We start from the raw sequence: 11,525 nt of genomic DNA, 5'->3' as shown, positions 1-11,525 counted from the left end.
CAATTTATTTTTCAAAACCACGATACATGGAGGTATCAGATGACCTATTTTTCGAGAATTATTTTCACTCTTTTTATGTTTAGTTTGACGGGCTGTTCTCTATATCAGGTTGTTCCAGACCCTCTCTGGGATGCTTGGTATAAACGAGGCAGTGATAAGGAAACAACTATAAAAGACATGAGAGAGTGCGGGTATGGTAAAGACGTGCAGAGTGGAGCAGATTTACCTAACAGCAAGATTGCTCCTCTTCACCTTTGTATGGAAGAAAAAGGCTATAAGTTTGATTTTAGTAGTTTTAGAGCGAATAACTGTTACGGCACAAACGCTCCGTATCCTTGCCGAGCTTACTGGGGCGGTGGTAACGCTCAATGGGAAGAAGTAAAACCGACTAACTAAAAAGAGTTTATTAGATAGGAATCAATGGGTTTAGGAACTTAGCTCCATTGATTCCTATCACTAAAACTATTTAGAGTATTATCCTGGTGAGTTTATCAAGGCTGAAGCTTTACTCACTTAAGCTCGCTCTAATATCGGCAATGGTGATAAAGAGTTTGTGCTCAGCATCTTGAAACGCTTGGAAGCCATAACGTTCATAGAAGTGTTTTGCTCCGTCTTTGGCGTCTACGATAATGACTGGAAACGCTACACTATCGCTAGCTGTTAGTAGCTTTCTGAGTGCGTCGACCAGTAACCACTCGCCAAAGCCTTTTCCTTTGTATCTCTCGTCGACGGCTAAACGAGCAATCAGACCTCCTGAAGTAGATGGGTGATGTTTCTTTTGTAACTTATCGGGCAATGCCTTTAAGTCAATTGGTGTCATTGTTAGCGTATAAAAACCGATGATATACGAGTTGTCTTTATCATCTTCCAAAACGAAAGTTCTGGTGTTGTCTTTCTTTGCTTGCTGACTGGCCATTACTTTTAAGTAATTATTAAGAGCTTTGATACCACAATTGAATCGGTTTCTATCGTGTTTGGCTTTGTCTAGAAGTACCGTCTTCATTGTTGAGTTTTGTTCTCGTAACGTTCAGAAGCGCCTTTCAGTTTTGAGTGCGATTTAGTCGGACGGTCTAAAGCCTCCATCAACAACATAGCGTCAGCTTGACTTAGTTTAAGCGACTGCTCACGCTCGATCACTTGTTTGGCTTTTTCAATTGCAGCACTTAAAACAAAAGAGTTAATGCTAGACATGCCTGCAATCGCGGCAGCTTCTGTGAGTAAGTCTTGTGTTTCGGTATCTACTCTAGCGGTGATGCGAGGCAATGTAGTAGCCATAATGTAATCTCCTAATGTGTCAAAATGTCACGCGAGTATTATGGTATTAAAAGGTGAAACAAGCAATATGTGTGTCACTTTGGCACGTAAGATAACAAGCTTTGAAGAAGGATTCACAGCGCTTGGCAGTTTTGCTTTGAATCAGCTTTAGTAATTACGGCACATGTTTTGGGCAGGTGGCAGCTTTGCTCACTAGTTAATTGGGAGTTGTGCTCAAAGCGTTTTGTCTTCTATTCATCTTAGAATAAAAGGAAAAAGCTATAAGTCGGATTTTATTAGTTATTGAGACACCTATTCAGACCTCCATGTTATTCTTAGAAAAGCTATTGGCTTCATCCAATAGCGATTTCATAAAACCATTCTGACTTTTACCGCTATTTTTAACTTAGATTAATCCATTCATTTTGCTGGGTTGTTATATTGCCTCACTATCGTTTTGAACTTATCTCTGTGATTTTCTGACAAACAAATAATTGCTGGTGATAAGCCTTTCTGTAAGGAGGCACTTTGTATTCCATTACTTATGTCAGTAAAGCCACAGAGGATTATTCTCAGGCTCAGCTATTAGCTTTGCTTGAGGTGTGTCATAGAAATAATCTTAGGGATAAACTCACAGGTCAGCTTCTTTATAAAGACCGGGAGTTTATGCAGGTTTTGGAAGGCGATGAAATGGTATTGAAACGTGTCTTTGAGAAAATCTGCCGCGATAAGCGACATAAAAATATACTCATCTTGGATGAAGGTTTTATCCAGCAACGTGAGTTTGATGACTGGACAATGGGCTTTAATAATCTGGATGAAGAGTTACAGCATCACATTACCGGTTATAGCCATATTCTTAATTATCCATTGACGGGGCATGAGTTTCAGGCTCAGCCGTCTTTAGCTCAAAAGTTATTACTTTCGTTTAAAAGTCCACCGCCGCCGGTGTAAGGTTTTTTAATAATATTTATTTATCTTTGATATGGGGAAAGTCTAGGTATAAGGTGGCTAAACCCTATCCATTCTAATTATCAGATTTGTTTCAGCACCGCCGCATCGTTCTTCAGGTGTTCTTAATACGGTTTAAGAGAGGAGAAAAAAATGAGCAGGAATGATAACAATCGCACAACGACTGATTCAGGGATGCCTGTTTCCAGTGATGAACATTCGCTAACCGTTGGCCGTGATGGGCCAATTTTGCTACATGATTTATATTTAATTGAGCAAATGGCCAATTTTAATCGTGAGCGTATTCCAGAACGACAACCGCATGCTAAGGGCTCTGGTGCATTTGGTCATTTTAAAGTGACACATGATGTCAGCCAGTTCACAAAGGCGGCGGTGTTTCAGCCTGGTACTGAAACCGAGACCTTGATGCGTTTTTCCAGCGTGGCGGGTGAGCGTGGAAGCCCTGATACTTGGCGTGACCCGCGTGGTTTTTCCATTAAGTTTTACACGAGTGAAGGCAATTACGACATGGTGGGCAATAACACACCGGTGTTTTTCATCCGTGACCCACTGAAGTTTCAACATTTTATTCGCTCACAAAAGCGTCGTGCCGATAATGGGATGCGCGACCATGATATGCAATGGGATTTTTGGACCTTATCACCAGAGTCAGCTCATCAGGTCACATGGTTAATGGGCGACCGAGGGATTCCCAAAACATGGCGCAATATGAATGGTTACTCGAGTCATACCTATTTATGGGTGAATGATAAGGGGGAAAAGTTTTGGGTGAAATATCACTTTAAAACTAATCAGGGCATTGATTTTCTGACTCAGGATGACGCAGACATGCTCGCGGGTAAAGATGGAGATTATCATAGACGCGATTTATTTAATGCGATTAAAGAGGGGAATAACCCAAGCTGGACCATGAAGGTGCAGATCATGCCGTTTGAAGAGGCTAAAACCTATCGTCTGAATCCGTTTGATTTAACCAAGGTCTGGCCTCATGACGATTATCCACTGCATGAAGTTGGGCAACTCACGCTTAATCGTAATCCGACCGATTTTCACACTGAGATTGAACAGGCCGCATTTGAGCCAAGTAATTTAGTCCCTGGTATTGGTATCAGTCCTGACAAGATGTTGTTGGGCCGGATGTTTTCTTATGCCGATGCTCATCGTCACCGTTTAGGTGTGAACTACAAGCAGATTCCGGTGAATTCGCCAAAATGTCCTGTGAACAGCTACAGTAAAGACGGTGCGATGCGCGTGCAAAATGTGACCGATCCGGTTTATGCACCGAACTCGAAAGGTGGGCCAAAAGCCGATCCTGAAAACTATCCTGAAGACACTACCTGGGCTGCCAGTGGTGAATTTACACGTGAAGCTTATACCTTACGTGAGGATGATGATGATTTTGGTCAGGCCGGCATTTTAGTCCGTGAAGTGATGGATGATGCACAACGTGATCGTTTGGTATCCAACGTAGTAGGTCACGTCAGTGATGGTGTTGAAGAACCCGTATTATCACGAGTGATTGAGTACTGGAAAAATATTGATGGTGATATTGGTGAACGTATTGCCAAAGGGTTAGGCAAAGCCTGATTACATCGTTTTTCCGTTAAACAAAAAAGCCAGCTCTAAGCTGGCTTTTTTATGCGAGTATAAAGACTTTCTATCGTGTTAACGCGTCTTCATCACCTTTATGGTTTGGATGAATAAAGTTCGATTCTTTTGCTGTATGGGTATCCGGCCCATCTAAAAGTGCGCCGGCACGTTCTGGTAAAACGCGCTGGTCGGAAAAGTTACCCAGTTCTTCATAACCATGAGACAGATGATCAAATAATTCTTTATATGAACCGGCCATATCTTTGAAGGCTTGCGCTGTTTTATCGTAATGGGCGTGCACTTTTTGTTTGTAGGCGTCGAGTTCGGCTTGTTTATCGGCCAGTTGGCGGTCGTATGACTCAGCGATTTCTTTCATTTGATGATCACTGCCAGGAGCTTGGCGACGTCCCACAGCAAAGCCGATTAATGCAGCAATAATAGCGATGACAATAGTGAGTGCCCAGATTTCCGTTGAGGTCATAGTTATTTCCAGTAGATAGTGAATAAGGTCTAGTCTAGCCACTGGCAGAGCACATGACAAACCGTTTTCTTTATCGTGTTTATTTTATGATTTAATAAGTCATCGTCATCATTTATCTCCGCCATAACAGGAAGGATACAGCATGGTTTCACCTATCTTTTTAGGCCAGTCAACGTCTGCAGTGACCTTATTACCGAATATGGCCAATCGCCATGGTTTGATCGCTGGTGCGACAGGAACGGGAAAAACCGTCACCTTACAAGGGCTGGCGGAAAGCTTCAGTCAGATCGGTGTACCGGTTTTTGCGGCAGATATTAAAGGTGACTTATCGGGTGTGAGCCAAGCAGGGAAACCGCATCCGAAAATCAGCGAACGTGTAGAAATAATGGGGCTGTCAGATTTCGGTTTCACTGGGTTTCCGGTCACTTGCTGGGATGTGTATGGAAAACAGGGGCATCCGCTCAGAGCGACTATTTCAGATATGGGACCACTGCTGTTATCTCGCTTGATGAATTTGAATGATACCCAGCAGGGCATTCTAAATCTGGTATTCCGGGTGGCAGATGATAACGGCTGGTTAGTGCTGGATTTAAAAGATCTGCAAGCCATGCTGCAGTTTATTGCTGAGAATGCGGCTGAGTTCAGAACGCTGTACGGTAATATTTCTGCCGCCAGTGTGGGCGCCATTCAACGGCGTTTATTGGGGCTTGAGGAGCAAGGCGCTGCCCAGTTATTTGGTGAGCCGATGTTAAACCTGGATGATCTGTTGCAAACAGATGAGCAGGGGCGCGGTGTTATTAATTTGCTGGCGGCTGATAGTCTGATGCAGTCTCCTAATCTTTATAGTGCGTTTTTGTTATGGCTGTTATCGGAGTTATTTGAGCAATTACCGGAAGTGGGCGATCCGGAAAAGCCGAAGTTGGTACTGTTTTTTGATGAAGCCCATTTGTTATTTGATGACGCGCCCAAAGTTCTGCTGAATAAAATTGAGCAAGTGGTTCGACTGATTCGTTCAAAAGGCGTCGGTGTTTATTTCGTGACGCAAAACCCCACTGATATCCCGGATAGTGTGCTTGGACAATTGGGTAACCGGATTCAACACGCCTTGCGTGCCTACACGGTAAAAGATCAAAAAGCCCTAAAGGCAGCAGCAGAGACTTTCCGTGATAATCCGGCATTTGATACCCGGGAAACTCTGACCAGTTTAGGAGTGGGCGAAGCATTGGTGTCTACGCTTGATGAAAAAGGCCGACCGCAGATCGTGCAGCAGACACTGATTAAACCACCACAAAGTCAGATTGGACCTGTTACTGAACAGCAAAGGCAGACCTTGTTAAGGACTTCTTTGGTGGCTGGGGTCTATGACAAGACATTAGATAGAGAGTCGGCGTATGAAGTGCTGGCAGAGCGTGCATTAAAAGCTCAGGAGGCTGAACAGAGTCAGCCAGCGGATGTGCCAAAAACAACGGCAAGAAGGCGTGAGACTGTCCTGGAAGCCTTTGCCAAAAGTACGATGCGTGCTATTGGCAGTCAATTAGGTCGGCGAATTGTCAGAGGTATTTTAGGATCCTTGTTAGGCAAAAAATAACAAATTGAGTCTGTTTTTAAATGCCGTAGAATAGTCATTGAGATATAAGGGGAAAAATGATGATTGATACCAAAAAAATTGAAGAAGTTGTACAAAGCATCAGCAAAGCATTACCACCAGGTTTAGTACAAATGCAGGAAGATGCTGAAAAGAATATCCGTGCAGCCCTCACCGCGACATTTACCAAACTGGATTTGGTCACGCGTGAAGAATTTGATGTGCAAGCTCAAGTGTTGTTACGTACCCGTGAAAAGTTGGAGGCACTGGAACATCGTGTCGCCGAGTTAGAAAACCCACCTAAATAAGAGAAAACAATATGTCTGAATTTACTAATGTCACGGTCACACGTGAAGCAAACGTTTATTTCGATGGTAATGTGACCAGCCGTAAAGTGACATTTGCTGATGGCAGCTACAAAACATTAGGCATTATGATGCCGGGTGAATTTACCTTTGGTACAGAAAAAGCAGAATTGATGGAAATTCTGGCCGGTAAATTGACTTATCGTCTGAAAGGCGATGCTCAGTGGATTGATGTAAGCGCTGGTGAGTCATTCAATGTGCCAGCTAACTCATCATTTGATATCCAGATCTTAGAGTTAGTCGATTACTGCTGTAGCTATTTAGATTAATACGCTATCAGCGATAATAAAAAAGGCGCCTCAGGGCGCCTTTTTTATTTCAGACTACTTTAATTAGTCCCAGTCATACACCAGATTCATCTGGTAGGTGGTGTCTGTGCTTTCAGCATCTTGTGCTGGCTGGCTGTTGTACTTGCTACGTAGGCTAGCACGTACTTTCCAGTCTTCTTTTTCCGTAATCGGCATTTCGCCACCAAAGTTAGTCACGATCAGATAGTTTTTACCTGGGCTGCTAAATGAGGGGTAATAAGTGAAGTCGTGGAATAGACTCAGTTTGCTATTCATTTTGTATTTCACATCGTAACCCAGCACACCCGTTGGGTCTTTTTCATTGGTGCCGTCTGAGTAGCTCTCAAAACGATAACCGAGACCAGCAAAACCTTTGAATTTCAGATCATCTTCACGAATGAAAAATCGACCTAAACTCGCTGCGGCGATGGCACGAAGATCCAACTCTTCAAAATCATCAATTTCAAAGTCGGCGGAGCCTCTGGCAAACCACATTTCGCTGATATCACGTTCCAATGAAAGTCCAGCCAGTTTTTGATTGGCTGTCTGCTCGCCATCCTCTTTCTGGAAGTTAACTTCCATGTAGATGTTCATACGCTCTTGATCAGTTTCACGGTTTAATTCACCCCGTCCATGTGCGCCAAAACGGTTGGTGTTACCTGAGGCACCGGTGATACCCATCGCGATGCTGCCGCTCCAGGGATCACGTAAACGATTACGTTCTTCTCTTAAAGCTGTGAGAGCAGTTTCATAGGAGGATTTCAGATCTTCTACTTCTTTTTCTTTGTCCGCTTTCAGTGTTTTTATTTCATCTTGGTATTCCTGCTGTACAGCAAGAATTTGTGGTTTGGTAGCATCCGTCGCCCAGACATTTTTTATATTTTTAGGATCGATATTCACTGAGCCAAAAGCGGTATCGCTCAGTTGCGACTGGCCATTACTATCCACACTGAGTTTACCTACGATACGATCACGACTTTCCAGTTCAACCAAAAACTTTTTGTCAGTAGTGATTTGATTCACCCGAGCATAATCAATGGTTACTTCGTTGGCGAAGGCGGTATCCATGATTAGCTGACCATTTGCGACTTGTTTGACAGTCCCTTTCAGCAGACTGCCATCGTCAAGAACGACTTGGTCAGCGATGGCGATATTGGTGAAGGTGCTTGAAATTAATAAAAAAATAGTCCTCAAGCTAGGCTTGTGCATAAAAACTCCGGAGTTTTGTATTGGATGGGTTGTGCGCTACTAAATTAACATAAGCAACCGCTTTCGTAAAAATCTACGCTTTTTTCGTCCGTTATTTATCCGACAAGTTTCACGACAATAAAAAAAAAGATAGGCTAATATTATTTTTCAAACACGCTCAACCAAGGATGGAATATGAGTATCGCTAAGGTCTATAGCCGTGCGGTGACAGGTATACATGCCCAGTCAGTCACCATAGAAGTGCATTTATCGAATGGTTTGCCCAGTTTGTCGATTGTGGGGATGCCTGAAACCGCAGTCAAAGAAAGCAAGGACAGGGTGCGTTCTGCTATTTTGAACTCACAGTTTAATTTTCCTCAGCAACGCATCACCATTAATTTAGCACCCGCTGATTTACCTAAAGAAGGCGGGCGATTTGATTTGCCTATTGCGTTAGGAATACTGGCGGCATCAGGGCAAATTCCCTTAAAAGCGATTGCTGACAAAGAGTTTATTGGTGAATTAGGTCTGGCCGGAGAGTGTCGTTCTGTACGTGGTGTTTTGCCAACAGCGCTGGCTACTTCTGCAGCTCAACGTGTTTTGATTTTACCCTTAGCCAATGCCAGTGAAGCGGCGCTAATTGAACAATGTCAGTGTTTTGGTGCGGATAGCTTGCTGGCCGTATGCGCTCATCTGCACGGACAGCAATTACTGAATCTGGCCGAAATACCGGATGATATATCAACTGAACCTGAGTATCCGGATTTGATTGATATTCGTGGGCAGTCACATGCGCGTCGTGCTTTAGAAATTGCAGCTGCCGGCTCACACAGTCTTCTTTTTTGTGGGCCACCAGGAACCGGCAAAACGATGCTGGCTAGCCGACTGCCCGGTATATTAACCTCCATGTCAGAAGCTGAAGCTATGGAAACAGCCGCAATACATTCTATCGCCTCGAATGGTTTTGATCCGGCTCAATGGCGTCAGCGGCCATTTCGATCACCGCATCACACTGCATCAGCCGTGGCATTGGTGGGCGGTGGCAGTCAACCCAGACCGGGAGAGATTTCGTTAGCGCATAATGGCGTACTTTTTTTAGATGAACTGCCCGAGTTTGACCGCCGCGTATTGGAAGTACTGCGCGAACCGATAGAATCTGGCAAAATCTCGGTTTCAAGAGCGGCACAGCAGGCGGAGTTTCCAGCGCGTTTCCAACTTGTCGCAGCGATGAACCCTTGCCCTTGCGGCTATCTTGGCGAGTCGCGTTGTCGATGTACAGAAGAGCAAGTTCGTCGCTATCGTGCTAAAGTCTCCGGCCCGTTACTGGACCGAATCGACATGCTGGTCGAGGTACCTGCAGTGGATAAACGTTTATTACGAAATCAAGCGGCTGATGCTACTGCAGAGCATTCTGAGCAGGTTCGCCATCGAGTAGAAAAGGCGCGCCACAGACAGCTCGACAGGCAGGGTAAAGCGAATAATTTGCTGGAACAAAAAGAGATAGAGGAAGTTTGTCTGTTGACTGAACAAGATTATCAACTGGTAGAAAAAGCGATTATTCGTCTGGGCTTATCAGCCCGTGCCTATCATCGCATTTTAAAAGTCGCCAGAACGATTGCTGACCTTGCTGGAAGTCGTCAAATACAAACTGAACATCTTAGCGAAGCCATCAGCTATCGCCGGCTTGATGTAGGTTATTAATGTCCATATGTTTCACGTTATCACTGAGTGGCAACACTCGGTTGCTCATGTTGTTTTTCAGAGGCGTTGATGCTGAATGATCTTAATCCGCAGCAGCAGGAAGCTGCGCGTCATATAGATGGACCTCTTCTCGTTTTAGCCGGTGCCGGTAGTGGTAAGACGCGAGTTATTACCCGGAAAATTGCTTATCTGATTGAGCAATGTGGCATTTCTGCAAAAAATATCGCTGCGGTGACTTTCACCAATAAAGCCGCACGTGAAATGAAAACCCGGGTTTCTGAACTCATGGCCAGTCGCCAAAATTCGGCGGCAGCACGTGGTTTGATGGTGTCGACTTTTCATACCTTGGGATTAAATATTCTGCGCCGTGAATATAAATCGCTGGGCTATCGCAGTGGATTTTCTATTTTTGATGCGCAAGATAGTCTGGCGGTTTTACGTGATCTGATGGGGCGTGATTTTGCTGCTGATAGTGAACATGCAGAACAAGTGCAGTGGCAAATTTCAGAGTGGAAAAACCAGCTGATTCTGCCTGAGAAAGCGATGCAAATTGCCGAGGCCGGTACCCAGATGGCTGCGGCGAAAGTGTACCCGCTTTATACCGCTGCTTTGCAGGCATACAACGCGGTTGACTTTGATGATCTGATCCTCAAACCCGTGGTGTTATTCCGTGAACATGATGATGTTTTAAAAAAGTGGCAGGCACGTATTCACTATCTGTTGGTGGATGAGTATCAGGACACCAATGGCTGTCAGTATGAGCTGGTTAAACAACTGGTCGGTATACGGGAAGCGCTGACCGTTGTGGGGGATGATGACCAGTCGGTGTATTCATGGCGTGGTGCAAGGCCAGAAAATCTGGCGCAGTTGCAGACTGATTATCCGCGTCTGAAACTGATTAAACTGGAACAGAATTATCGTTCCATGAGCCGGATTCTGCGTGTCGCGAATACCTTGATTCGTAATAACCCCCATGTGTTCGAAAAGCAATTATGGAGTGCGTTAGGAGAGGGCGATCCGATTCGGGTTATTGGTTGTCGTGATGATGATCATGAGTCGGAAAAAGTCGTCTCTGAGCTGCTTTATCACAAGCTGAAACATCAGGCGAATTTCAAGGATTACGCGATTCTTTATCGAAGTAATCATCAATCCAGACCGATTGAACGTGTATTACGTGAACATAATGTGCCTTATTTTCTAACGGGCGGAACGTCGTTTTTCTCACGGATTGAAGTCAAAGACATCATGGCCTATCTGCGCCTGCTGGCCAATCAGGATGATGACAATGCCTTTCTTCGGGTCATTAACACCCCGCGTCGTGGTATAGGTTCAAGTACATTACAAGCTCTGGGTAATTATGCTTCTGAACGTAAGACCAGCTTGTTCGGTGCCTGCTTTGAGATGGGCCTGGCAGAAAAGCTGCCTGAAAAAGCCATTATCAACCTGACGCATTTTGCTAATTGGCTAGTCGATATTGCTGACCGGGCAAAACGTGGTGATTTAATGAGCGCCATTCGCGATATGGTGGAAGAAATCGAATATCGCGGCTGGTTGGAAGAAACCAGTGGTGATCCAAATAAAGCCGAACGCCGCATGGATAATGTGCTCGAGTTACTGAGCTGGATCGAACGTATTATTGAAAACGACACAGAAGAGAAAAGTATTGGTGATATTGCAGCCAGGCTAACGTTGATGGATATTCTGGATCGTCAGGAAGACGAAAATCAGGCCGATGCCGTGCACTTGATGACCTTACATGCAGCAAAAGGTCTGGAGTTTCCTCATGTATTTATGATTGGCATGGAAGAAGAAATTCTGCCTCATCGCACCAGCATCGAAGAAGGCACCATTGAAGAAGAACGTCGCCTGACCTATGTCGGCATTACCCGAGCACAGCGTAGCCTGGTCATGACTATGGCCAATACGCGTAAACGCTATGGCGAAAAGATGGAGTGTGAGGAAAGTCGTTTTCTTCGTGAACTACCGTCTGATGATCTGATCTGGATGTCTGAAAAAACACAGGCGGATCCGGAAGAACGTAAAGAGCGCGGTAAAGCCCACTTATCGAATATCCGTCAGATGCTGAAATAAAAAAAGCCCGG

The 11,525-nt window shown here is 44.7% G+C and carries 12 protein-coding genes; 8 read left to right on the top strand and 4 right to left on the bottom strand.

The features are described from left to right. The first annotated feature begins 39 nt into the window (after positions 1-39). Positions 40-396, top strand: coding sequence for a hypothetical protein (locus tag AC13DA_RS07340; RefSeq protein ID WP_284450750.1), 357 nt, complete (start codon positions 40-42; stop codon positions 394-396). A 109-nt stretch (positions 397-505) separates the two neighbouring features. Here the strand turns inward: AC13DA_RS07340 and AC13DA_RS07335 are convergent, their stop codons facing one another. After that, on the bottom strand, positions 506-1,003 hold the full coding sequence (locus AC13DA_RS07335) for a GNAT family N-acetyltransferase (protein WP_284450751.1): 498 nt from the start codon (positions 1,001-1,003) through the stop codon (positions 506-508). Beyond that, positions 1,000-1,275 carry a type II toxin-antitoxin system TacA family antitoxin gene (locus AC13DA_RS07330; RefSeq protein ID WP_273181250.1) on the bottom strand — a complete coding sequence of 92 codons (276 nt, stop codon included), beginning with the start codon at positions 1,273-1,275 and terminating at the stop codon, positions 1,000-1,002. The genes AC13DA_RS07335 and AC13DA_RS07330 overlap by 4 nt, the downstream gene beginning before the upstream one ends. Before the next feature lie 507 nt (positions 1,276-1,782). Here AC13DA_RS07330 and AC13DA_RS07325 point away from each other — a divergent pair. Both AC13DA_RS07325 and AC13DA_RS07320 read left to right on the top strand, forming a co-directional pair. Further along, positions 1,783-2,208, top strand: coding sequence for a BLUF domain-containing protein (locus AC13DA_RS07325; RefSeq protein ID WP_284450752.1), 426 nt, complete (start codon positions 1,783-1,785; stop codon positions 2,206-2,208). Positions 2,209-2,358: 150 nt separating this feature from the next. Next, entirely contained in the window at positions 2,359-3,813 is a 1,455-nt protein-coding gene (locus AC13DA_RS07320; RefSeq protein ID WP_284450753.1) for a catalase, read from the top strand. A gap of 70 nt (positions 3,814-3,883) precedes the next feature. Here AC13DA_RS07320 and AC13DA_RS07315 read toward each other — a convergent pair whose 3' ends face one another. Continuing rightward, entirely contained in the window at positions 3,884-4,297 is a 414-nt protein-coding gene (locus AC13DA_RS07315; RefSeq protein ID WP_273181244.1) for a ZapG family protein, read from the bottom strand. A 142-nt stretch (positions 4,298-4,439) separates the two neighbouring features. Between AC13DA_RS07315 and AC13DA_RS07310 the strand changes: the two genes are divergently transcribed. Genes AC13DA_RS07310 through ppnP form a run of 3 tightly spaced genes read left to right on the top strand, consistent with a single transcriptional unit; the run spans position 4,440 to position 6,516 of the window. After that, the gene (locus tag AC13DA_RS07310) at positions 4,440-5,885 is read left to right on the top strand and encodes a helicase HerA-like C-terminal domain-containing protein (protein WP_284450754.1); all 1,446 of its coding nucleotides are present in this window, start codon (positions 4,440-4,442) and stop codon (positions 5,883-5,885) included. Between the two features lie 59 nt (positions 5,886-5,944). Continuing rightward, a complete protein-coding gene (gene ubiK / locus AC13DA_RS07305; RefSeq protein ID WP_007146397.1) occupies positions 5,945-6,190 on the top strand; it encodes a ubiquinone biosynthesis accessory factor UbiK in 246 nt (81 codons plus the stop codon). An 11-nt stretch (positions 6,191-6,201) separates the two neighbouring features. Further along, complete coding sequence (gene ppnP, locus AC13DA_RS07300) at positions 6,202-6,516, top strand: pyrimidine/purine nucleoside phosphorylase (RefSeq protein WP_007146396.1); 315 nt, start codon at positions 6,202-6,204, stop codon at positions 6,514-6,516. A gap of 63 nt (positions 6,517-6,579) precedes the next feature. Here ppnP and AC13DA_RS07295 read toward each other — a convergent pair whose 3' ends face one another. Further along, positions 6,580-7,743 (bottom strand): DUF481 domain-containing protein, encoded by a 1,164-nt coding sequence (locus AC13DA_RS07295; protein WP_007146395.1) that lies wholly within the window; start codon positions 7,741-7,743, stop codon positions 6,580-6,582. 174 nt (positions 7,744-7,917) lie between these two features. Here AC13DA_RS07295 and AC13DA_RS07290 point away from each other — a divergent pair, with 174 nt between their 5' ends. Both AC13DA_RS07290 and rep read left to right on the top strand, forming a co-directional pair. Beyond that, positions 7,918-9,423: a YifB family Mg chelatase-like AAA ATPase gene (locus tag AC13DA_RS07290; RefSeq protein ID WP_284450755.1), complete on the top strand. Its 1,506-nt coding sequence runs from the start codon at positions 7,918-7,920 to the stop codon at positions 9,421-9,423. A 69-nt stretch (positions 9,424-9,492) separates the two neighbouring features. Next, positions 9,493-11,514 (top strand): DNA helicase Rep, encoded by a 2,022-nt coding sequence (gene rep, locus AC13DA_RS07285; RefSeq protein ID WP_007146393.1) that lies wholly within the window; start codon positions 9,493-9,495, stop codon positions 11,512-11,514. The last annotated feature ends 11 nt before the right edge of the window (positions 11,515-11,525 follow it).

It is taken from the genome of Methylophaga sp. F-2, assembly GCF_056859315.1.
Note: the sequence above shows the minus strand (reverse complement) of the source record. Positions and strands in the feature narration are given on the sequence as shown.

What these genes read in the sequence shown, in the direction of transcription:
- AC13DA_RS07330 (WP_273181250.1), bottom strand. Translation starts at nt 1,275, where the DNA reads ATGGCTACTACATTGCCTCGCATCACCGCTAGAGTAGATACCGAAACA.
- ppnP (WP_007146396.1), top strand. Translation starts at nt 6,202, where the DNA reads ATGTCTGAATTTACTAATGTCACGGTCACACGTGAAGCAAACGTTTAT.
- AC13DA_RS07310 (WP_284450754.1), top strand. Translation starts at nt 4,440, where the DNA reads ATGGTTTCACCTATCTTTTTAGGCCAGTCAACGTCTGCAGTGACCTTA.
- AC13DA_RS07290 (WP_284450755.1), top strand. Translation starts at nt 7,918, where the DNA reads ATGAGTATCGCTAAGGTCTATAGCCGTGCGGTGACAGGTATACATGCC.
- ubiK (WP_007146397.1), top strand. Translation starts at nt 5,945, where the DNA reads ATGATTGATACCAAAAAAATTGAAGAAGTTGTACAAAGCATCAGCAAA.
- AC13DA_RS07315 (WP_273181244.1), bottom strand. Translation starts at nt 4,297, where the DNA reads ATGACCTCAACGGAAATCTGGGCACTCACTATTGTCATCGCTATTATT.
- rep (WP_007146393.1), top strand. Translation starts at nt 9,493, where the DNA reads ATGCTGAATGATCTTAATCCGCAGCAGCAGGAAGCTGCGCGTCATATA.
- AC13DA_RS07320 (WP_284450753.1), top strand. Translation starts at nt 2,359, where the DNA reads ATGAGCAGGAATGATAACAATCGCACAACGACTGATTCAGGGATGCCT.
- AC13DA_RS07295 (WP_007146395.1), bottom strand. Translation starts at nt 7,743, where the DNA reads ATGCACAAGCCTAGCTTGAGGACTATTTTTTTATTAATTTCAAGCACC.
- AC13DA_RS07335 (WP_284450751.1), bottom strand. Translation starts at nt 1,003, where the DNA reads ATGAAGACGGTACTTCTAGACAAAGCCAAACACGATAGAAACCGATTC.
- AC13DA_RS07340 (WP_284450750.1), top strand. Translation starts at nt 40, where the DNA reads ATGACCTATTTTTCGAGAATTATTTTCACTCTTTTTATGTTTAGTTTG.